The 20524-nt window shown below is 67.9% G+C and carries 17 protein-coding genes; 8 read left to right on the top strand and 9 right to left on the bottom strand.

The features are described 5' to 3' along the window. The first annotated feature begins 448 nt into the window (after positions 1-448). Positions 449-790, top strand: coding sequence for a restriction endonuclease subunit S domain-containing protein (locus ACYDAT_RS06820; RefSeq protein ID WP_461449163.1), 342 nt, complete (start codon positions 449-451; stop codon positions 788-790). A gap of 111 nt (positions 791-901) precedes the next feature. Here ACYDAT_RS06820 and ACYDAT_RS06815 read toward each other — a convergent pair whose 3' ends face one another. Next, positions 902-2110 (bottom strand): EAL domain-containing response regulator, encoded by a 1209-nt coding sequence (locus ACYDAT_RS06815; RefSeq protein ID WP_461449161.1) that lies wholly within the window; start codon positions 2108-2110, stop codon positions 902-904. A 2-nt stretch (positions 2111-2112) separates the two neighbouring features. Continuing rightward, positions 2113-4680 carry a PAS domain-containing hybrid sensor histidine kinase/response regulator gene (locus tag ACYDAT_RS06810; protein ID WP_461449159.1) on the bottom strand — a complete coding sequence of 856 codons (2568 nt, stop codon included), beginning with the start codon at positions 4678-4680 and terminating at the stop codon, positions 2113-2115. A gap of 392 nt (positions 4681-5072) precedes the next feature. Here ACYDAT_RS06810 and asnB point away from each other — a divergent pair, with 392 nt between their 5' ends. Continuing rightward, positions 5073-6746 carry an asparagine synthase B gene (gene asnB / locus ACYDAT_RS06805; RefSeq protein ID WP_461440154.1) on the top strand — a complete coding sequence of 558 codons (1674 nt, stop codon included), beginning with the start codon at positions 5073-5075 and terminating at the stop codon, positions 6744-6746. Between the two features lie 48 nt (positions 6747-6794). Here asnB and ACYDAT_RS06800 read toward each other — a convergent pair whose 3' ends face one another. From ACYDAT_RS06800 to ACYDAT_RS06785, 4 genes are read right to left on the bottom strand one after another with little or no spacing between them, the layout of a single operon-like run. After that, positions 6795-8333 (bottom strand): DHA2 family efflux MFS transporter permease subunit, encoded by a 1539-nt coding sequence (locus ACYDAT_RS06800; protein ID WP_461449157.1) that lies wholly within the window; start codon positions 8331-8333, stop codon positions 6795-6797. Positions 8334-8342: 9 nt separating this feature from the next. Further along, the gene (locus ACYDAT_RS06795; protein WP_461440156.1) at positions 8343-9557 is read right to left on the bottom strand and encodes an HlyD family secretion protein; all 1215 of its coding nucleotides are present in this window, start codon (positions 9555-9557) and stop codon (positions 8343-8345) included. Then, a complete protein-coding gene (locus ACYDAT_RS06790) occupies positions 9554-11017 on the bottom strand; it encodes an efflux transporter outer membrane subunit (RefSeq protein ID WP_461449155.1) in 1464 nt (487 codons plus the stop codon). The genes ACYDAT_RS06795 and ACYDAT_RS06790 overlap by 4 nt, the downstream gene beginning before the upstream one ends. 8 nt (positions 11018-11025) lie before the next feature. Continuing rightward, positions 11026-11493 carry a MarR family winged helix-turn-helix transcriptional regulator gene (locus ACYDAT_RS06785; RefSeq protein ID WP_461440436.1) on the bottom strand — a complete coding sequence of 156 codons (468 nt, stop codon included), beginning with the start codon at positions 11491-11493 and terminating at the stop codon, positions 11026-11028. Positions 11494-11626: 133 nt separating this feature from the next. Here ACYDAT_RS06785 and ACYDAT_RS06780 point away from each other — a divergent pair, with 133 nt between their 5' ends. Further along, positions 11627-12145, top strand: coding sequence for a lipid A 3-O-deacylase (locus tag ACYDAT_RS06780; protein ID WP_461449153.1), 519 nt, complete (start codon positions 11627-11629; stop codon positions 12143-12145). A gap of 90 nt (positions 12146-12235) precedes the next feature. Here the strand turns inward: ACYDAT_RS06780 and ACYDAT_RS06775 are convergent, their stop codons facing one another. Genes ACYDAT_RS06775 through ACYDAT_RS06765 form a run of 3 tightly spaced genes read right to left on the bottom strand, consistent with a single transcriptional unit; the run spans position 12236 to position 15008 of the window. Further along, positions 12236-13018 carry a glycosyltransferase family 2 protein gene (locus ACYDAT_RS06775; RefSeq protein WP_461440442.1) on the bottom strand — a complete coding sequence of 261 codons (783 nt, stop codon included), beginning with the start codon at positions 13016-13018 and terminating at the stop codon, positions 12236-12238. 2 nt (positions 13019-13020) lie between these two features. Beyond that, positions 13021-13827: a beta-ketoacyl synthase chain length factor gene (locus tag ACYDAT_RS06770; RefSeq protein ID WP_461449151.1), complete on the bottom strand. Its 807-nt coding sequence runs from the start codon at positions 13825-13827 to the stop codon at positions 13021-13023. Next, positions 13824-15008, bottom strand: a complete 1185-nt coding sequence (locus ACYDAT_RS06765) for a beta-ketoacyl synthase N-terminal-like domain-containing protein (RefSeq protein ID WP_461449149.1) — start codon at positions 15006-15008, stop codon at positions 13824-13826. Before ACYDAT_RS06765 ends, ACYDAT_RS06770 begins: the two co-directional genes overlap by 4 nt. 258 nt (positions 15009-15266) lie before the next feature. On the opposite strand from ACYDAT_RS06765, the gene hemF reads away from it, so the two are divergent. From hemF to ACYDAT_RS06740, 5 genes are all read left to right on the top strand, one after another. Next, positions 15267-16172, top strand: coding sequence for an oxygen-dependent coproporphyrinogen oxidase (hemF, locus tag ACYDAT_RS06760; RefSeq protein ID WP_461449147.1), 906 nt, complete (start codon positions 15267-15269; stop codon positions 16170-16172). A gap of 171 nt (positions 16173-16343) precedes the next feature. Further along, the gene (locus ACYDAT_RS06755) at positions 16344-17717 is read left to right on the top strand and encodes an efflux transporter outer membrane subunit (RefSeq protein WP_461449145.1); all 1374 of its coding nucleotides are present in this window, start codon (positions 16344-16346) and stop codon (positions 17715-17717) included. After that, on the top strand, positions 17717-18844 hold the full coding sequence (locus ACYDAT_RS06750) for an ABC transporter permease (RefSeq protein WP_461439394.1): 1128 nt from the start codon (positions 17717-17719) through the stop codon (positions 18842-18844). The genes ACYDAT_RS06755 and ACYDAT_RS06750 overlap by 1 nt, the downstream gene beginning before the upstream one ends. Then, the gene (locus ACYDAT_RS06745) at positions 18841-19566 is read left to right on the top strand and encodes an ABC transporter ATP-binding protein (protein ID WP_461439393.1); all 726 of its coding nucleotides are present in this window, start codon (positions 18841-18843) and stop codon (positions 19564-19566) included. Before ACYDAT_RS06750 ends, ACYDAT_RS06745 begins: the two co-directional genes overlap by 4 nt. Next, positions 19563-20480, top strand: a complete 918-nt coding sequence (locus ACYDAT_RS06740) for an efflux RND transporter periplasmic adaptor subunit (RefSeq protein WP_461449143.1) — start codon at positions 19563-19565, stop codon at positions 20478-20480. The genes ACYDAT_RS06745 and ACYDAT_RS06740 overlap by 4 nt, the downstream gene beginning before the upstream one ends. The last annotated feature ends 44 nt before the right edge of the window (positions 20481-20524 follow it).

Here is a 20524-nt window from a genome sequence, read left to right as displayed (position 1 = left end):
TCACCGAGTCGTTCGCGCTGTATCACGCGCTCGCCAGCCGGCATGTCCCGGTGCGGTTCATCGGCATTCCCGGCGCGCATCACATGCCGCAGGATCCCGTGCACCGCGAGCTTTACTACCGCGCGATCTACAACTGGGTGGTCGGACGGATGTAGCCATCACCTCGACATGGCTGGCTCCAATCGTCGCCAGGAAATGCCAGTCCGCGGCGCCTTGGTGCTTGACGTTTGCTCTTGCCAGTGAGCGGCGCGGCGCGAAGCGATCGGTGGCGCCTATTCTGGGCGCCTGAAACGGTAGCAGTCGATGGATTCATGGGTGGAGGGATGACTGTGAGGATTCTTATGGAAGTGACGCGCAGCCGAGCCGTGGTGGCAACATCGATGTTGCTGGCTTGGGTGTCCGCGGACGCGCCTGCTGCTGCGAGATCCGCAGCTATCGGGAGCAGAACATGAGCCGCGCCAAGCGTCATGTGGCCATTATTCGGCCGGCAGTCGAGGGCATGTCAGACTTCCTACATTGCCTCGTCTTGTCGCCCTATTTTCAGGCCTTCATCTTCGACGAACAGACGGGCGCAGGACGTGGCGGTTTACCGAAGAATCGAATGGACCGCATCGTTATTGCTTTACCGCCCCGCGCCGAACAACACCGCATCGTCGCCAAAGTCGACGAACTGATGGCGCTGTGCGGCCAGCTCGAAGCCAGCCTCACCACCGGCGAAACCACCCGCCGCCGCCTGCTCGATGCGTTGCCGCACGCGGCGTTGGCGCCCGCGGAAATGCGTGCCGCCTAGGGAAAATGCGTGCCGCCCGAGCGCGGCACGCGGGGCCGCTTCCCCCTTGCCCGCGAAGGCAGCACGGGTTCGCGCGCAACCCCCATCATCACAGCATCCCGCGGCCATCCTTCATGACAAGGCCAGCAGGGGGCGACGCGTTTCCCAAGCGGTCAGCCACGCGGGCAGATCTTCGGCGGGCATGGCGCGGGCGATGAAGTAACCCTGCGCCAGGTCGCAACCTTGCTGGCGCAGGAAATCCCAGTCCGCCTGGTCTTCCACGCCTTCGGCCACGGTCGCGATGCCCAGTTGCCGGGCCATGCCGAGGCTGGCGGTGAAAATGGCGTTGCGGGTGTTGTCGCGACAGGCGCCATGGACGAAGCTGCGGTCGATCTTGATCTCGTCGAAGGGGATGTCGCGCAGTTGCGCCAGCGAGGAATTGCCGGTGCCCAGATCGTCGATGGACAAACTGATTTTCTTCAGCCGCAAGCGCGTCAGCGTGTCCAGCGACGCGAGGGCGTCGGTCATCAGGCGGGACTCCGTCACTTCCAGGATCAGTTCTTCCGGCGTGGCACCCGAGCGGACGATTTGGCCCAGCACGAAATCCGTAAAATCCAGCCGCGCCAGATTGTCCATGGAAACGTTGACCGCGATGCGCAGCACCAGGCCCGCCTCGCGCCAGCGCCTGGCCTGCGTAAGTGCCTCGGTGAGCACGATGCGGGTCAGGTCATCGATGATGCCGTGCTCCTCGGCCACGCCGATGAACTGGTCCGGGAACACCAGCCCGTCCTCGGGGTGACGCCAGCGCACCAGGGTTTCCACGCCCTTGAGGGCGCCGCTCATCACTTCCACCTTGGGCTGGTAATAATTGACCAGCTCGCCACCGGCAACGGCACGCCGGACCTCCGCGGCGCTGTAGCGCTTGCGCGCCTCGCCGGCGGCCTTGGGTGTCGTCTGGTTGCGCCATTTTTCCAGCAGCGCGCGGATCGTTTCGGGTTGTACCGGCTTGTTCACGTGGCCCAGCACATTCAGGTGATGGGCGCGGGCAAGCCGCACCGAGGTATCCAGGATGCGCTCATCCTCGCCGCTGACCAGGACCAGGGCGCTGGTGTAGCGGATATCCACGAGCCGGCGAATGAATTCCACGCCGTCCATGCTGGGCATGTTGAGGTCGAGAAATATCATCTGCACGCCGGAAGCCTGCTGCTCCAGCAGCGTCAGTGCTTCCTGGCCGGACGTGAAGGTATCCACCCGATCCAGCCCCAGGTTGGCGAGTTGGCGCGACAGCAGTTTGAGCTGGAAGGGTTCGTCGTCCAGGAGCAAAACGCGCGGCGCCGCCATGATCAATATCCTCCCTGATGGATCGCGGCCAGAACCTCGGCCATGGCGTTGCCGAACTCGATGGCGAGGGCCTGACCCACATCGGCATCAGCCATCCGGCCAGCATGTTCCAGCCGCGCGCAGACATCACCCAGATCGAGCGCTCCGACCGAGCGGGAGGAAGACTTGAGTTTGTGGGCGCCATCGCACATCGCTTTCCAATCGCCCAGGGCAAGCGCGGATTGGATCTGCGTCGCCGTATCCTGCGCGGAACGCCGGTAGTCCCGCAGAAAATCCGCAATCACCGCCGGGTCGTCGCCTACCAGTTGGGCCAGGACCGCCGTATCCAGCAAGGCCAGGTGCTTGCGCGCAGGCGATGCGGCGGTGCCGTCCTGGGTTGCATGCGGGTCAGGGGCCGGCAGCCACTTTTCCAGCATGGCCTTGAGCTTGTCGAGGAGCACGGGTTTGGACAGGTAATCGTCCATGCCGACTTCCTTGCAATGGGCTTCGACTTCCTTGAGGGCGTTGGCGGTCACGGCGACGATGGGCAGGCGCTGGCCCTTGCCTTCCTCGCGCCGGATCGCGGCGGTGAGCCCAAAGCCGTCCATTTCCGGCATGTGCAGATCGGTGAGCAGCATCGCGTAATCACCGTGGCGCCAGCATTTCAGTGCATCATGGCCGTTGACGATGACATCCGCGGAAAAGCCCAGCAAACCGAGTTGCCGCAGAATGACTTTCTGGTTGATCGCGTAGTCTTCGGCAACGAGGATCCGTTCGCGGCGCCGTTCCACTGTCGCCTGCGTGGACTGCGTCGGGAATGTCGCGTTGACATCATCCGGGTAACTTTCCCGCTCGGGCTCCCTGGCGCGACCGGCCGCGGCCGCCACCGCCTTGAGCAGAACCCTGTGCGTCAGCAGGTTGCCCTCCACGCGCAGCAGGTCGTCATGCACATAGCGCCGCCCGCGACGCCAGCCGCGTCCGACGACGACGCAGTGAATTTCCTTTTCAGGGTAGGCGCGGGCCGTGGCGAGCAGGTCAGTCAGCGGGAATGGGGCGATGCCGGTGTCGACGACGATGATCCCCAGCCCGGGCGGATGCTTGTCTATCCAGTGTCGGGCAGCCGCAAGATCGGTCGCGCGTTCGACCACGGCCTTGTCATAGGCGAGATAGGCGGCAAGATCGTCGGCTGTCCCGTCCGCACCGCCTACGACCAGGCAGGAAAGCCCAGAAATCATTTGCAAATCGGATCCTGACGCCGCGAATCGCGACGCGGATCGACCGGCATCGTGTTGTTCGCCGCGCAAGGTGAAAGGTATGCTGGCCTTGAACTGCGAGCCTTTGCCCGGTTCGCTATGCACGGTGATTTCACCGCCCATGATGTTGGCCAGTTGCCGCGAGATGGCCAGTCCCAGTCCGGTCCCGCCAAATTTTCGGGTGGTGGAATTGTCGGCCTGGATGAAGGCCGTGAATAATCGCTTGAGCGTGTCGTTATCGATGCCGATACCGTTGTCGGCCACCCGGAACTCCAGCAGCACCCGTTGCGCGTTGCTTTCAACCAGCATGGCGCGCACCGACACGCGGCCCCTGCGCGGCTGTAGGCTGGAAAACTTGACCGCGTTGCTCACCAGATTGGTCAGTATCTGGCGCAGTCGTCCAGGATCACCGATCACCTCGGTGGGAATGGCCGGATCGGTGAACAGCGTCAGTTCGATCTTTCTCTTGAGGGCCATGATATCCATGACCTTGCATACGCCCTCGACCACGTCCGCGACGCACATGGGCACGCAGTCGATTTCGAGTTTTCCGGCTTCGATCTTGGAGAAGTCGAGAATATCGTTGATGACGGCAAGCAGGGCGAACGCCGATTCGTGGATGATATTGGCCATCTCGATCTGCTGAGCGTTGAGGCTGCTCTGCTGCAACACGTCGATCATGCCGATCACGCCGTTCATCGGCGTGCGGATCTCGTGACTCATCGCGGCGAGAAACTCCGACTTCGCGAGGCTGGCCTTTTCCGCCGCGATCTTGGCGCGTTCGAGCTCGACGTTGGCATGCCGCAGCGCCTGGTCGAGCTTTGTCCTCTCCACTTCAATCAGGTTGCGCGCGGTATTGTCGGTGCCGATCAGCAGGTAGCCGATGACTGCGTTGTGTGCATCGCGCAGGGCGGTGACCGACACGACCGCCGGAAAGCGGCTGCCATCCTTGCGGATGTAGGTCAGTTCGTAGATGTCCTCGATGCCGCGCGAGGCCTTGAATATCAATGCCTCGAAGCCGGGTGCGATCTGCGTGGTCAGCTCGGTGCTCAACGCCTTGGCGCGCGCGACCAGTTCCTGCGGGTCGGAGATATCCGCCGGCGTGATCTTGTTCAGCACTTCCGCGGCCGCATAGCCCAGCATGCGTTCGGCGCCGACATTGAAGATCTGGATGACGCCATTCGCATCGGTGGCGATGCTCGAGAAATTGGCGCTGTTGAAAATGGCGTTCTGCAAGGCGCCGGCCTTGAGCAGGGCCTCGTGGCTGCGCACCTCGGTCATTCGGCGGGCTTTGCCAGCATCACCGGCAAGGGTGGGGTCGTTTCCTTTTCTTGGCATGGTCGATTCCTGTGCAGCCAGCGCAGCCAAACTCCAGATGCAACACCCAGGCAAGGGCAGCCTGGAGCCGTCGCGATGCGACCCTACAACGAACCGGGTTTGCATGAGCGGGCGCAGAGGCCGCGACATGGGCAAGCCGCTCCCCGATTACTGCGCGGGTGGCCCGCGCAACGGCATCGATGGCGCTCACCGCGACAGCTCCGCAACGAACCTCCGTGACGCGCCTAGATCCTGCTCGACAGCATGCATTGATCTCGTTGCACCGCGAACTTGAAACTGCCGTTGCGCGCGCATCGCGTCCGTGTTGCAGCCCTGCAACGCGCAGCAGCGCCGATTGACAAGCAGTGCCCGCGCGGGATGTGATGACCCACCCGGTGCAGGCGAGACGTGCGATGTGCGGCTTTTTCGGAATTTATGATCCACAAGGCCAGGCCGAGGCGCTGCGCCCGCTGGCGCTGCGTCAGGCGCGACTGCTGCGCCATCGCGGCCCGGACTGGAGCGGCGTGTACGCCGACGCGTACATGGTGCTGGCGCACGAGCGCCTGGCCATCGTCGATGTCGCGCACGGCGCGCAGCCACTGCTGTCGTGCGATGGCGCGCAGGTGCTGGCGGTCAATGGCGAGATCTACAACCACCGCGAACTGCGTCGCGGCTTTCCCGACTACGCCTTCGCCACCGACAGCGATTGCGAGGTGATCCTGCCGCTGTGGCGCGCGCAGGGCGCGGCGTTTCTCAACGCGCTCAACGGCATGTTCGCCTTCGTGCTGTGGGATCGCGCGCGCGGCGACTGGCTGATCGCGCGCGACCCCATGGGTATCGTGCCGCTGTACACCGGCCGCGACGAGCACGGCCGCCTGTATGTAGCCTCCGAGATGAAGGCCCTGATTGGCGTGTGCGTGGAGATCGAGGTGTTTCCGCCCGGGCATTTCCTGACTCGTGGCATGCAGGCGCCGGCGCCGTACTACGCGCCGGAGTGGCGCGATTACGAGGCGGTGCGCGACGGTCCGTCCGAGCCGCTGCTGTTGCGGCAGACTTTGGAGCGCGCCGTGCATCGGCACCTGATGACCGATGTGCCTTACGGCGTGCTGCTGTCCGGCGGGCTGGATTCGTCCTTGGTGGCGGCGATCACCGCGCGCTTCGCCGCGCGCCGCGTCGAGGACGACGATCGCAGCGAGGCCTGGTGGCCGCGGCTGCACACCTTCGCCATCGGCCTCGAGGGCTCGCCCGACCTGGCCGCCGCCGAACAGGTGGCCGCGGCGCTGGGCACCGCGCACCACGGTTTCCATTTCACCGTGCAGGAAGGGTTGGACGCGCTCAGCGACGTGATCTACCACGTCGAGAGCTACGACGTGACCACGGTGCGCGCGTCCACGCCGATGTATCTGCTGGCGCGGCGCATCCGCGCCATGGGCATCAAGATGGTGCTGTCCGGTGAGGGCTCGGATGAACTGTTCGGCGGCTATCTGTACTTTCACATGGCGCCGGACGACCGCGAGTTTCACGACGAGCTGGTGCGCAAGCTCGATGCGCTGCACCTATACGACTGCGCGCGCGCCAACAAGGCCATGGCCGCGTGGGGCGTGGAGGCACGCGTGCCATTCCTGGATCGCGAGTTCATCGACGCGGCCATGCGCACCGCGCCCGCCGCCAAACGTCCCGGTGCCGGGCGCATGGAGAAGGCCATTCTGCGCGAGGCCGGGCGCGGCCTGCTGCAGGATGCGATCCTGTGGCGGCAGAAAGAGCAGTTCTCCGATGGTGTCGGCTACGGTTGGATCGATGCGCTGAAGGCGCACGCCGAAGCCAGCATCAGCGATGCGCAAATGGCCATGGCCGCGCGCCGCTACGCGGTGAACGCGCCCGCCAGCAAGGAGGCCTACTTGTATCGCAGTCTGTTCGAGCGTCACTTTCCCGGCGAAGCCGCGGCGCGGCTGGTGCCGGGTGGGCCGTCGATCGCCTGCTCCACGCCCACCGCGTTTCGCTGGTCGCAGGCTTTTGCCGGCTGCAACGATCCATCCGGGCGCGCGGTGGCGGCGGTGCATCGCCACGGCCTGCCGGAAACCGGTTGAGGCTGCCGCTCATCGCGCAACGCGTAATCCAGCGTGGCGGCCCCGCGCTCAGTGTCCGCCGGCCGCGGTCGCGCTGGCCTTGGCGATGAACGGTGGTTTGGCGAACCACATCACCCCGATCAGGGCTATGAACAACCAACCCAGCACCCAGAACAGGTCGATGGTGGACACCATGAAACCCTGCGCGGTCACCACCTGGTTGAGCACCGCCTCGGCGCCCTGGGTACTGCCGGTGACCTGGGTGAGTTGTCGCATGGCTGCGCGCGTGGTCGGCGAATACACGGTGATGTGATCACCCAGCACCGCGTGCTGCACGGCAGCGCCGCGGTCCCACACATAGGTGGTGATCGAAGCGGCGAAGCTGCCGGCCACGGTGCGCAGGAAGGTGGCCACGCCCGAGCCGGATGCGATCTCGCGCGTTTCCAGGTCGGAGAGCAGGATGGTCAGCACCGGCATGAAGAACAGTGCCACGCCCAGGCCCTGCCAGAACTGCGACCAGGCGATATCACCGAAGCTGACCATGGAGTTGAAGTCGGCGCGGTAGAACGACACCACGCCCATGGCCAGGAACGACAGCGAGGCGAGGATGCGCAAGTCGAAACGCCCTCCGTAACGGCCCACGAAAAACGTCAGCAGCACCGGCAGGATACCCACCGGCGCGGCGGCCAGGCCGGCCCATTCGCTGGTGTAGCCCAATTGCGTCTGCACCCACAGCGGCACGATCAGATTGAGTGCGAAGAACGCCGCGTAGGCCAACACCAGCACCACCGTCCCGGCGGCGAAATTGCGGTGTCGGAACAGTTTCAGATCGACGATGGGCTCGCGATCGGTCAGCTCCCAGATCACGAACACGGCCAGTGCGATGGCGGCGATGATCGCCAGCACGACGATGAAGTCCGAGCCAAACCAGTTGAGCTGGTTGCCCTTGTCCAGCAGGATCTGCAGCGAGCCCACCCCCAGGATCAGCGTGATCAGGCCCACGTAGTCGATGCGCGGACGCTGCGTCGTCTCCAAACGCTTGTGCATCTGCAGCCAGACCATGAACGAGGCGAAGATGCCGATCGGCACGTTGATGAAAAAGATCCAGCGCCAGGAATAATTTTCGGTGATCCAGCCGCCCAGCACCGGCCCGGTGATCGGCGCCACCACGGTGACCATGGCGATCAGCGCCAGCGCCTGCGGGCGTTTTTCGGTCGGATAAATCGACAACAGCAGCGCCTGCGTGATCGGATACATCGGCCCGGCCACCGCGCCCTGCAGCGCGCGAAAACCCACCAGCATGCCCATGCTGACGGCAAAGCCGCACATCGCCGAGGTGATCGAAAACAGCAGCGTGGCTAGCACGAACAGGCGCACTTCACCGAAGCGCTTGGCCAGGAAGCCGGTCAGCGGCAGGGCGATGGCGTTGGCCGCGGTGAACGAGGTGATCACCCAGGTCGCCTGGGTGACGGTCGAACCGGTGTCGCCGGCGATGGTCGGCAGCGACACGTTGGCGATCGACAGGTCGAGCACCTGCATGAAGGTGGCCAGCGACAGGGCAAACGTGGTCAAGCCCACGTTCGCAGGGCGGTACAGCGGTTCGCTCATGGTGTGGACTCAGCCATGCCTGGCGTGTGGGGCGGCTGCGCCAGGCGCCATGGTGGACCCGGCGTTGCTGTGGATGATGCGCGCGATCAGCGCATCGGCGGCGCGCACCTGGCCGTCGTACACCGTGGTTTGCAGCACCGGTTTGCTCGGCGGCTGGCTGGCCAGCATCGCGCCGTTCTGGTCGTGCAGATTGACCTCGACCGTCATCGACAGGCCGACGCGCAGCGGGTGCTTGGCGAGCTCGCCCTGATCCAGGTCGATGCGCACCGGCAGGCGCTGCACGATCTTGATCCAGTTGCCAGTGGCGTTTTGCGCCGGCAGCAGGGCGAAGGCGCTGCCGGTGCCAATGCCCAGACCCTGCACGTGGCCGTGATACACCACGCCGCCGCCGTACACGTCGGAAGTGAGCGTCACCGGCTGGCCGATGCGCATCTGGCCGATCATGGTTTCCTTGAAGTTGGCGTCCACCCACACGTGATCCAGCGGCACCAGCGCCATCAGCGGCGTGCCTGGCAGCACGCGCTGGCCGAGCTGCACGTTGCGCTTGGCCACGTAGCCGGACACCGGCGCCAGCAACCGGGTGCGCACCAGGTCCAGATAGGCCTGGCGCAGCATCGCGGCGGCCATGAGCACGTCGGGTTGCTTGGCCAACACCGTTTCGGCGATCGGTGCGCGGCTGCTGTGCAACTGCTCGCGCGCGGCGCCAAGGGCAGCGCGCGCCGCGGCCAGCGCGTCGCCGGCGTGCTGCGCATCCTGCGCCGAAATCGCGCCGGTACCCTTGAGCTTGAGCACGCGCGCGTAATCCTGCTCGGCGCGGCGCAGTTCGACTTGGCGCGTCGCCAGCAGCGCCTGCGCCGCACCGGCACCGGCATACAGCGCGCGCACGCGGCGCACGGTCAGCGCCAGATTGGCCTCGGCGCGTTCCAGCGCCACGCGCGCGTCGGCGGCATCGAACTGCACCAGCGTTTGACCGGCGCGCACATAGTCGTTGTTGTCGGCATCGATGGCGGTGACCGTGCCCGGCACCAGCGGCGTCACCTCGACGATGTTGGCGTGTGCATAGGCGTCATTGGTGCTGGCGTACCAGCGCCCGTCCAGCCAGTACCACGTGCCCCATGCCAGCAGGGCGAGCACGACGATGATGAAAACCAGGCGCAGCAGCAGCTTGCGGCGCGGGTTGGGGGCCACCGCGGCGGCGCTCGCGGTAGGGGCGGGAGTGCTCATGGCTGGATCTCGGCAACATTAGCGGGGGCGGGAGCGCCGGTCGGCGGCAGGTAGCCGCCGCCCAGCGCCACGACAAGACTGACGCCGGCGCTGAGCCGGTCGGCGCGCAGTTGCGCCAGGCGCTGATCGGCCTGCAGCAACGCTTGCTGCACCTGCAGCACCTGCATTTCGCTGATCACACCGGCGCCGAGCTGGTCCTGCGCCAGCTTCCATGCTTCGGCGGTGGCTGCGCGCGCCTGCTCCTGCGCGCGCAGCTCGCGATCCAGCGACTGCGTCGCACTGACGCCATCGGCAACCTCATGGATGGCCTGCACCAGTACGCCGTTGTACTGCGCGACGGCGGCATCGAAGGCGGCATCCCGACCGGCGAGGTTGGCGCGCAGGCGGCCGCCGTCGAACAGCGGCAGGCTGATCGCCGGAGCGAACTGCTCGTAGTGCGAGGCGGCTTCGAACAGATTGCCCGCGCCCAGCGAAGCCAGCCCGAGCCCAGCGGCGAGGTTGATGTTGGGCAGGAAGGCCGCGCGCGCGACCTTGATCGCGCGCGCTTCCGCCTCGACGCGCCACAGCGCGGCGGTCACGTCCGGACGCCGCGCCAATAGCTCGGCGGGCAGCGTGGCCGGCAGCGCCAGCGGCGCGGCGCGCAATGGCGCGGGTGCGCGCAGGCTGTCGGCAAAGCCCGGGCCCTGGCCACACAGCGCGGCCAGTGTCAGCGCCGCGGCACGCTCGCCGCGTTGCGCGGCCTCGAGCTGCTGGTTGGCCGCGGCCAGCGCCGCGCGCGCGGTGGCCAGTTGCATGCGGTTGTCCACGCCGGCGGCAACGCGCTTGCGGGTCAGTTCCAGCAGCCGCGCGCTGCGCGCGAGATTGGCCTCGAGGATGGTCACGCTCTGCCCGGAGTAGGCGTAATCGACATAGGCGCGGGTCACATCGGCGGCTAGTTGCAGGCGCGTGGCGCTGGCCTCGACGGCCACGGCGCGCGCCTGATCCACCGCCGCTTCCCACTGCGCGCGCTGTCCGCCCCATAGATCGAAGGTGTAGTTGAAGCTGAGCCCGGCGCGCCACAGTGTGGAGTAGTGGCCGCCTAGCGGCGCGCCAATGACCGTCGGCGGAATGCGGATGCCGTCGGCCGAGACCCCGGCACCCAAGGTGGGCATGCGCGCGGCATCGGCGCCGCCAGCCACGGCCTCGGCCTGGCGCACGCGCGCGGCGGCCACGGCCAGGTCGGGATTGCTGGCCAGCGCGGTATGGATCAGATGATCGAGCTGCGCATCATCGAAGCTGTGCCACCAGTCGGCGGCGGGCCATGCGGCGGTTTGCCGCGGCACGCCGGAAAGCGTGCGGCCCATGGCCAGACTATTGGCGGCCAGTGGCGCCTGTTGCGGCCTGAGGCCGCCAGGATTGACGCAGCCGGCCAGTAACAGGGTGCCCAGCGCCAGCGCCAGCGGCTTGAGAGTTCGGGACATGGTGGGACTCAGATCGGGGTGTCGGTGGAGCTCAGGGATTCGACGATGCGCTTGAGCAAATCACGCAACGCGTCGCGCTCGGTCTCGCTCAGATCGCGCAGCGCGCGCGCCAGGGTGCGTTCGCCGCAGCCGCGCATGCGCGACCACAGCGCGGTGCCGGCCTCGGTGGGGATCACGCGCACGCAGCGGCGGTCATCGGGATTGGGCGCGCGGCGTACATAGCCCTTTTCTTCCAGGCCATCCAGCACGCGCGTCATGGCGCCGGCATCGTGACCCAGCGCTTGCGCCAGTTCGCCCGGCGCCAGCGGCCCGCACTGCGCCAGGCGCTTGAGCGCGGCGTACTGGGTGTGGTTGATGGCCAGACCGTTGGCGGCCAGCTCGGCTTCCAGTGCGCTGATGATGCGTGCGCGTGCAAGGCCAAGCAGCAGGCCGAGATTTTCCTCGGCGCCGGCGGGAAGATTGCAAACAGGATTCATGGCTTTGGTTGCGCGAGCAAGCAGTGAAGGGTTGCGAAGCTGGAACTTCGACCCACATTGACGTTCAAAGTTCAATGCCTAGGCAATAATAGTCCAAGCAACCTTATCACCGGTTACACCCCGAGGAATTTCGATGTCGCGCCGTCGCATGTTCCTGTGTGCGCTCGCCTTGGCCGGCGGCCTGCAGGTCGCTGCCCTCATCCCCGCCCACGCCGCCAGCTACGAAGTGCTGGGCGGGCGCAGCAAGACCTCCGGCTGGCGCTGGGCTGACGCTGCGTTCTTCGCTGCCGTCGGCGATGCGCGCCCCTTCACGCTCGGCAAGCACCCGTTGACCTGGGCGCCCGATGCAGAACTGGGCTGGATCGGCCCGCTGCCGGCCACCGCGCACAATGTGCACGAGTCCATGACGCATCCGGTGTGGATGGCGATGGGCGGCGCGCGCGTGTCCGGTTTCTGGCGCCAGGCCTTCTTCGGCTTCGACGTGGCGCTGACCAAGAACCGCACCGGCGCGCTGTCCAGCCCCTATGAGTTTGTTTCCACCCTGGGTTGGCAGGGCACGCACTACGTGCTGGCGCTGCGCCACATCTCCAACGCCAACCTCCACGAGCCGAACCTGGGCGAGACGATGATGCTCGTGGGATTCAGGTTTTAGCGGAGTGGGTAGCCGATAGTCGGTAGTGGGCAGTGGGGCGTAGGTAGTAGGAACTTTGCGCGCGGCTTGCTGGTTTCTCCCCACTCCCGCTCAGTGCGCCTCGGTCAGCGCCGCGGACTCGTGCACCGGCGGATCGATCACCAGCGGCGGCTGCGCGGTGGCGCGACGATGCGCGGCGCAGATATGGCCGTAGTGCAGGATGCGCTTGCCGGTATAGAGCGCGATGCGCGCGATGTCGCGGATCGGGCGGAAGTGGCTGCGGCGGAACTCGGGCTGGTAGCGCGAATCGATCGGCACCGAGACCACGCCGAGGCCCAATTCGCGGCAGGCGCTGATCAGCAGCGCGGCCTCGAACACGAAATCCTCGGCCTGCGGATCGGCCAGCGCCAGCACCGCGCGCGGGTAGTAGCGCTGCCCGCTCTGGCTGTCCGCGATCGGCACGCCGGCGCCCCAGGAGATGCCCCAATCGGCCACGGCATTGGCGCGGCGTCGCGCAGGGGGTTGCTGCTCGCGATTGCGGATGCGCGCGCCGATGACGATGTGCCGCGGATACTGGCGCGCGGCGGCGAGCAGCCGCGGCACGTCGCTGGCCAGGTGCTGGCCGTCGCCATCCATGGTCACCACGCCGTCCACGCCCAGCTCCAACGCGCGGCGGAAACCGTCGCGCAGGCCGGCGCCCTTGCCCTGCGGCGTGGGGTGCCGAATCAGGATCACCGGCAAATCGGCGATGCGCGCGGCGGTGGCGTCGCTGGAGCCGTCGTCGATCACGATGACCTGCGCGCTGACGGTCAGCGCGCCCAGCACCACTTCGCGGATCGCGCGCTCCTCATTGAGCGCGGGAATCAGGATGGCGACGCGATCGCTGGGGGTCAGGCTCAAGGTGGGTGCTCACAGTCCAGGGACAGCAGCGTGCCAGAGCCCAGCGGCCAGGTGAAGCGTCGCGGTGCGGCGCCCAGGCAAATCTCCAGCAGCGGCAGCGCGCGTGCGGCGGGACTGCCCGCATACCAGGGCTGCAAACGCGTATCGCGCGGGGCGTTGGGTGACGCGTGTCCCGCCTGCACGCGCGCATGCAGGCGCAGGCCGGGTGCGTCGTCAACGATCGGCGCCAGCAGCAGCGCGACGGCGAAATCCAGCGCGCACGGCGCGGCGTCGGCCAGCGCGCCAGCATCCGCGGCATCGAACAGCACCAGCAGTTGCGGCGCGGCGCTGGCCCGCACCTCGAGCAGCGCCGCCAGCAGCGCCGGGCCGATGCCCTCGCGGCCGCAAGCCAGCGCGCTCATCGACGCATGGCTGGCCGTGGCCATGCTCCAGTGTCCGGCTGCGGCGTTGTGCACCGAATGCGTGAAGCGTGTCGGCGAGACCTGATCAGGCGTCTGCGCCAGCGTGCTGAGGATGGCGTCGGTGTTGGCCATGTCGCCGAAAGCGCTGCAGAACACGGCGCCGATGGATGTCGCATGATGCGTACCCAATGCCTGCGTGGCTGCTTCCAGCGCCAGGCGCACCGCGTGCGGCGCGCGGCGGTGCTCGGCCGGCGCCATGCACGCGGCGGCCGGGCGTGCGCTGCGGCCGCCAGGCAGCGCGCGCGTCGGATCGCGCAGCCAATCTGCGAAAGCAGCGGCATCGTCCAGCCCCGGCGCGCACAGGCCCCAGCCGGTCACCGCAACGTGCAGCACGGCACTCATGCGGCATCTGCACGCGCAAAGGCCAGGCAGGCGTTGCTGCCGCCGAAGCCGAACGAAAAACTCAGCGCGCGCCGCAACGCGCGCTGTTGTGGCGCGAGCGCCAACTGTGCGGCGATGTCCGGCTCGGGTCTGACGCAACCGACCGTGCCCGGCACCACGCCCTCTTGCAGCGCCAGCAGCGTAAGCACCGCTTCCAGCGCACCGGCCGCGCCGAGGGTGTGGCCAGTGACGCCCTTGGTCGAGCTGGCGCATATGCCGGGCAGCGCGCGTGCGACCAGCGCGGCCTCGACGGCGTCATTATGGTGGCTGGCGGTGCCGTGCAGGTTGACGTAATCGAAGGCGTCCGCTGGCAGCGCGCATTCGCGCAGCGCCGCCAGCAGCGCGCGGGTGGCGCCCAGACCTTCGGGGTGCGGCGCGGACAAATGATGCGCGTCGCTGCTCTCGCCGCAGGCCAGCAGGCGCGGCGCGGCGGGCGCATCCACAACGCGGCGCAGCAGCGCCAGCGCCACACCCTCGCCGATGGACAGTCCGGCGCGCTCCACGTCGAACGGTCGGCACGGCACGGCATCCACCAGCTCCAGCGCGTTGAAGCCGTACAAAGTGCTGGCGCACAGCGAATCGGCGCCGACCACCAGCACGGCATCGGCGATATCCGCGTGCAGCAGGCGCGCGCCTAGGCCGAACGCCTTGGCGCTGGCCGAGCAGGCCGTGGATACGGTGAACGCCGGGCCGGCGATAGTGGTGTGCGCGCACAGCCACTCGGCCGGGCCATGCAGGTGATGCAGGCGCGCATCGGTCAGATCGTGCGGCAAGTGGCCATGATCGAGACGCCGATACGCCTGTTCGCTGGCCTCGATGTTGGCGGTGGAGGTGCCGAGCACCAGCGCCACGCGCGTGGCGCCACAGTCGGCCAGCGTCCGCGCCAGCGTCGCGCTGAAATCGTCCTGCGCCAGCGCCAGCATCAGCAGGCGATGCAGGCGCGTGTCCAGGCCAGGGGCCGGCTGTTGCGGGATGCCCTCGACGCGACCGATCCAGCACGGCAGCGGCATGCCGATTGGCGCGTAGTCATTGCGACGCAGTCCGCTGCGGCCCGCGCGCAAGGCTGCCACGTGCGCAGCGCAGCCGGTGCCCAGCGCGGACACGGCGGTAAACGCAGCAATGGCAACCGGAGTCGGGGGCACGGCGAGGTTGTCGGCGAGGGCGCGGAAGTATAGGGAACCTCGGAAAACTCCGTCTTTGGAGTGGGGTTTTTCGAAGATGAAAAGTCCGGCTCCTGTCCGGACATGTCCCGCGCATGGTCAACCGCTGGCGCGATTGGCGGGGATGACGTTCCTTTCATGCAGGGCGCTTCGAATCATTTGCCCAGCCGTTCTTTGGCCAATGCCCGCGGCAGCAACGGGTACAGCAGGTAAGCTCATTGTTTTGAACGGAGGCGCGGCATGTTCAGTGAACCGTCCGAGCGCGTCAATGTGCTGCTGCGTGGCCTGCAGGATCGCGTCTGCGTCGCGATCGAAGCTGTGGACGGCGGCGCGCGCTTCGTCGAGGACGCCTGGCAGCGCGCCGAGGGCGGCGGCGGGCGCACGCGCGTGCTCAAGCAGGGGCGCGTGTTCGAGCAGGCCGGCATCGGCTACTCGCGCGTGCAGGGCGGGCAGTTGCCGGCCTCGGCCACCGCGCACCGGCCCGAGCTGGCCGGCGCGGCGTGGACCGCGGTCGGCGTGTCGCTGGTGTTGCATCCGTGGAATCCGTACCTGCCCACCACGCACGCCAACGTGCGCTACTTCGAGGCACACCCGACCGCCGCCGCGCCGGTGTGGTGGTTCGGTGGCGGCTTCGACCTCACCCCGTTTTATCCATTCGACGAGGATTGCGCGCACTGGCACGGCGTGGCGCGCGCGCTGTGCGCGCCTTATGGCAGCGAGGTGTACACGCGCTACAAGCGCTGGTGCGACGAGTATTTTTTTCTCAGGCATCGCGGTGAGATGCGCGGCATCGGCGGCTTGTTCTACGACGATCTCAACGCCTGGGGTTTCGCGTCCTGTCAGCGTTTCACCGAGGCCGTCGGACAGGGATTCCTGGAGGCGTACCTGCCGCTGGTCGAGCGCCGCCGCGACACGCCTTACGGCGAGCGCGAGCGCGAATTCCAGTTGTATCGCCGTGGGCGCTATGTGGAATTCAATCTGGTCTACGACCGCGGCACGCTGTTCGGGTTGCAATCGGGCGGGCGCGCCGAGTCGATCCTGATGTCGCTGCCGCCGCGCCTGCGCTACGAGTACGGTTATACGCCCGCGCCCGATAGTGCCGAGGCGCGTCTGGCCGCGTACCTGCAGCCGCGTGATTGGGCGTGAATCGACCGATCCGGTAGTCGCGCCGTAAGGCCGTGGACAAGCTTGGCGCGGGTATCATGTGCATTCCGGCGCGCGGTGCGCCTCGAGGTTCGGACCCACGTGCAGCAGCCAGCAGGATGCGAATCCACGTTGCGACGGCGCTGTTTGCCGTGCGCACTGGCTGGCACGCTGGTGCTTGTTCTGGGCGGCTGCGCGATCGCCCCGCGCGTGCCGCAGCCGGATATGGCGCTGCCGGCGCGTTACGCGCAGGCGCCACGCGAAACCGCGCTGGGTCCGGCGCCGGATCTGGTGCACTGGTGGCGCAGCTTTCACGACCCGGCGCTGGATGCGCTGGTGCAGCGCGCGCTGGCGCAAAACCTCAGCCTCAAGGCCGTCGGCGAACGCCTCGCCGCAGCGCGCGCGCTGTTGACCACGCCGCATGATCGCCACCTGCCGTATGCCTCGCTGTACACCAATGAAGAGCCCACGCCGGGCAGCACGGCCAGCTACTTTCAGATCGGTTTTGATGCGATCTGGCAGTTCGGCCTGTTCGGGCGCGGCAAGAGCGAGCAGCGCATCGTCGACGGCAATGCAAACCTGGCTGTGGCGGATCTGGATGCCGTGCACGCGGCGCTGGTGGCCGAGGTCGTGCGCAGTTATCTCGATTTGTGTGCTGCCGAGCAGCGCGCGGAGCTGGCCGCGGCCATGCGGCGCATCGCGCAGCGGCGCGCGCAACTGACCGCGGTGCGCGTCGCGCAGCATCTCGATGCACCGGCGGCGAATTCAGGCGCGCGCGCCGCCGCCGCTGAAGCGGGTGCCGCCGTGACGAGTGCGGAGGCCGACGCGGCGATCGCGCGCCAGCAGCTCGCCGTGCTGCTCAGCGACGCCGAACCCGATGTCGCGCTGCCGGTGTCCGGCGCGGTGCCGCTGCCGCCGGCGCTGCCGCCCGAGCTGCCGCCGGCCGATCTGCTGCGCACGCGCCCGGACGTGCAGCGCGCCGAGGCCGCGGTGCTGCACGCGGCGGGCGAGTTGGGCATCGCCCGCGCCAACCTGTATCCGCGACTCGGTCTGGGCTGGACCGCGACCGCCTCGGCGCAGATCGCGGGCAGCGAGCTCGGCCGCATGCGCACCATTCCCAGCCTCGGCCCGATCATCAACATGCCGCTGTTCGACTGGGGGTTGCGTCGGGCGCAGGTCAGTGCCGACGGGCATCGGCTCAAGGCCGCGGTGCTGGATTATCGGCAAACCGTGCTCGCCGCCGTGGGCGAGGTCGAACAAGCCTACGCGGCGCTGCGCAGCGCGCAGGCGCAGGCCGCGGCCGCGCAGTTGAGCGCGCAGGCCGCGCAGCAGGCCGCGCGTGCGGCGGCCACGCGCAGCGCGCTGGGCCTGACCGATGGCTTCGCGTCGAGCCATGCCGCGGATGCCGCGCTGCGCGCGCGCATGGCTGCCGGCGCGGCGCGCGCCGTCGAGGGCGTGGCTTGGGTGACGCTGTACAAGGCGCTGGGCGGTGCCTCGCCGTTGGCTGGCGGCGCGCGCGCCGTTGAACCCGCCAAGGCCGCGCGCTGATGGTCGCGCTGGCGCGCAAGACGCTGATCTACGAGTGGCGGCGCTATCTGCCGGCGTCGCTGGCGGTGGCGTTCTCGGGCATGCTGCTGCTGGTGCAGTTGGCGCTGGTATTCGGCATCTTCGATGGCGCCGCGGTGTACATCAATGCCTCGCGCGGGCAGATCTGGGCAGGCTATCCGGGCACGCAAAGCATCGATTCGGGGCGCAGCATTCCACGCGACGCCGAGATGCACCTGCTGGCGGACCCGCAGGTGGCGCAGGTCGAGCCGTTCCAGTGGGTCAATGGTGACTGGCGCGGTCGCCGCGCGCTGGGCAGCGTGTCGGTATTCGTCTCCGGTGTCGACACGGCGCCCGATGCGCTGGCGTTCGCGCGCGTCATTCCGCCGACACTGCGCGCGCTGCTCAACGAACCCGGCGCGATCATCGTCGACCGCGCCGATCTGCCCAAGCTCGGCATCGGCGTGGGCGAGAGCGGCATTCTCAACGGTTATCGCGTGCACCTGGTGGGCACCACCAATGGCCTGCGCGCCCTGGGTGGGGTGAACATTGTCGCCTCCCTGGCGACCGCGCGCCGCTTGAACGTCGGTGGCGATCCGCGTCCGGCCTACTACCTGGCGCGACTGCGCGATCCCGAGCTGGCCGCCGCCGTGGCCGCGCGCCTCGACCCGCACGGCAGCGAGCGCCGCTACTCGGTGTGGACGGCCAGCACGCTGGCCGCGCGCACCGTGCATTACTGGCTGTTCGAGACCGGCGCCGGCCTCGGCGTGGTGTTCATGTCGCTGGTGGTGTTTCTGGTCGGCACGGTGATCACCAGCCAGACGCTGATGGGCGCGGTCGCCGGCTCGATCAGTGAATACGCCACGCTGAATGCGCTCGGTGCCAGCCACCGCGCGCTGAGCCGCGTGGTCATGGAGCAGGCCGGCTGGGTGGGTGTGGCCGGACTGGCTGGCGGCGGCGCGTTGTCGGCGCTGGCACTGGTAGTGGCGCATAGTCAGAACGTGCCCGTGGCGATCACGCCGCTGGGCATCCTCGCCTGCGCGCTGCTGGTGATGGGCATTACCCTGCTGTCCGGCCTGCTGGCGGTGCGCACGCTGCGCAATGCCGATCCGGCGAAGCTGCTGCGATGAGCGCCGTGACCGCCATCCGCGCACGCGATCTGGCCAAGAGCTTCATCGTGGGCAAGGTGTCCACGTGCGTGCTCGAGGGGCTCAGCGTGGAGCTGGCCGGCGGCGAGCTGACCTTGCTGTCCGGCCCATCCGGCTGCGGCAAGAGCACGCTGCTGGCCATCCTCAGCGGCCTGGAACGCCCCGATGCCGGCAGCGTCGAGGCGCTGGGCGAGCCGGTGTGGTACTTGAATCGCAAGGAGTTGCAGCGCTTTCGTCTGCACCACATCGGCTTCGTGTTTCAGGGCTTCAACCTGTTTCCGGCGCTGAATGCGGTGGAGCAGGTGGAGCTGCCGCTGAGCTATCTTGATCTGGGCGCGGCGGAAACCCGGCGCCGCGCCGAGGCCGCGCTGGAAGAGGTTGGCCTCGGCCATCGGCGCATGCTGCGCCCGGCGGAACTGTCCGGTGGCGAGAAGCAACGCGTGGCGATTGCGCGCGCGATGGCCAAGCAACCGCAACTGCTGTTCGCCGATGAGCCCACCAGCGCGCTGGATTCGGTCAGTGGCCAGACGGTGATCGATATCCTGCATCGCGCCGCGCGCCAGCATGGCACCATGGTGTTGTGTGCCAGTCACGATCCGCGCCTGATCGCGCACGCCGACCGTGTGCTGCGCATGGAGGACGGGTGCGTGCTGGCCGACGAGTACCACCCGCATCCGGCTGTCGCCGAGGAACCTGTCGCATGAACAAAGCCCTGCCCCTGCTCGTGACCCTGTGTGCCGCGTTGCTGCTGTCAGCCTGCGGCGCTGCCACCACTGGCGGCGATCCGGTTGCCGCGCCCGCGCCGGGTGATTATGTCGCCGTTGCGCGCGGGCAGGTCGGCGTCGAGGGTGGCCTGCTGCAGGTGCGCGCGGCGGTGCCCGGACTGGTCAAGGCCGTATCGGTGGCCACCAACGCCAAGGTCGCCGCGGGTCAGACTCTGGTGCGACTGGACGATGACGCGGCGCATATTGCCGTGCAGCTGGCTGGTGCGGATCTGGCGCAGGCGCGCGCGCAGCAGGCCGAACTGATCGCCGGTCAGCCGGCCGCGGAACTGCGTGCGCAGCGTTTGGCCGCCGCCGCCGCCGCCGATGCCGCTTCCGGTCAGGAGTTGGCCGAAGCGCGCGCGGCGCTGGGCGAACTCAAGGCGCGCGTGCAGGCCGCCGCCGCCGCGGTGCAGGCCGCGCAGGCGCGCCTGGATGCGGCGCGCTATCAGCTTGCGCTGTACACCGTGCATGCACCGGTGGCTGGCTACGTGGCGCGGCGCATGGTGCAGGTTGGCGCACGGGTCAGTCCGGACGATGCCGAGCCGCTGCTGGAATTGCTGCCCGAGCGCCCCTTGATCGTGCGCGCGGAATTGAATGAGGCCTACGCCGACAAGGTGCGGCCGGGCATGCGCGCCGAGGTCGTGCTGGATGCCGGCGGCGGGCGCAGTTATGCCGCGCACGTGCTGCGCCTGGGGTTGACCTACGGCGCGGTGCAACTGGGTCCGCAGCACAATCAGCCCGACGATGCGCGCGATCTGGAGTGCGTGCTGCAACTCGATGCGCCGGGCCTGCGCGTGGGCCAGCGCGTGCGCGTTCAGTTCCTGCCCGAAACCGTGCGCACGGGTGCTGAATGAGCCATTCACGCAACTTTTATTACGGCTTTGTGGTCATAGCCGCT

It is taken from the genome of Metallibacterium sp. (assembly GCF_054637675.1).
The sequence above is the reverse complement of the archived record's forward strand: the minus strand, read 5'-3'. Positions and strand labels throughout refer to the sequence as shown.

Excerpts from the sequence above, each read along its gene's own strand:
- ACYDAT_RS06790 (WP_461449155.1), bottom strand. The coding sequence starts at position 11,017 with ATGTCCCGAACTCTCAAGCCGCTGGCGCTGGCGCTGGGCACCCTGTTA.
- ACYDAT_RS06780 (WP_461449153.1), top strand. The coding sequence starts at position 11,627 with ATGTCGCGCCGTCGCATGTTCCTGTGTGCGCTCGCCTTGGCCGGCGGC.
- ACYDAT_RS06745 (WP_461439393.1), top strand. The coding sequence starts at position 18,841 with ATGAGCGCCGTGACCGCCATCCGCGCACGCGATCTGGCCAAGAGCTTC.
- ACYDAT_RS06810 (WP_461449159.1), bottom strand. The coding sequence starts at position 4,680 with ATGCCAAGAAAAGGAAACGACCCCACCCTTGCCGGTGATGCTGGCAAA.
- ACYDAT_RS06770 (WP_461449151.1), bottom strand. The coding sequence starts at position 13,827 with ATGAGTGCCGTGCTGCACGTTGCGGTGACCGGCTGGGGCCTGTGCGCG.
- ACYDAT_RS06740 (WP_461449143.1), top strand. The coding sequence starts at position 19,563 with ATGAACAAAGCCCTGCCCCTGCTCGTGACCCTGTGTGCCGCGTTGCTG.
- ACYDAT_RS06795 (WP_461440156.1), bottom strand. The coding sequence starts at position 9,557 with ATGAGCACTCCCGCCCCTACCGCGAGCGCCGCCGCGGTGGCCCCCAAC.
- hemF (WP_461449147.1), top strand. The coding sequence starts at position 15,267 with ATGTTCAGTGAACCGTCCGAGCGCGTCAATGTGCTGCTGCGTGGCCTG.
- ACYDAT_RS06820 (WP_461449163.1), top strand. The coding sequence starts at position 449 with ATGAGCCGCGCCAAGCGTCATGTGGCCATTATTCGGCCGGCAGTCGAG.
- ACYDAT_RS06750 (WP_461439394.1), top strand. The coding sequence starts at position 17,717 with ATGGTCGCGCTGGCGCGCAAGACGCTGATCTACGAGTGGCGGCGCTAT.
- asnB (WP_461440154.1), top strand. The coding sequence starts at position 5,073 with ATGTGCGGCTTTTTCGGAATTTATGATCCACAAGGCCAGGCCGAGGCG.
- ACYDAT_RS06785 (WP_461440436.1), bottom strand. The coding sequence starts at position 11,493 with ATGAATCCTGTTTGCAATCTTCCCGCCGGCGCCGAGGAAAATCTCGGC.
- ACYDAT_RS06815 (WP_461449161.1), bottom strand. The coding sequence starts at position 2,110 with ATGGCGGCGCCGCGCGTTTTGCTCCTGGACGACGAACCCTTCCAGCTC.
- ACYDAT_RS06800 (WP_461449157.1), bottom strand. The coding sequence starts at position 8,333 with ATGAGCGAACCGCTGTACCGCCCTGCGAACGTGGGCTTGACCACGTTT.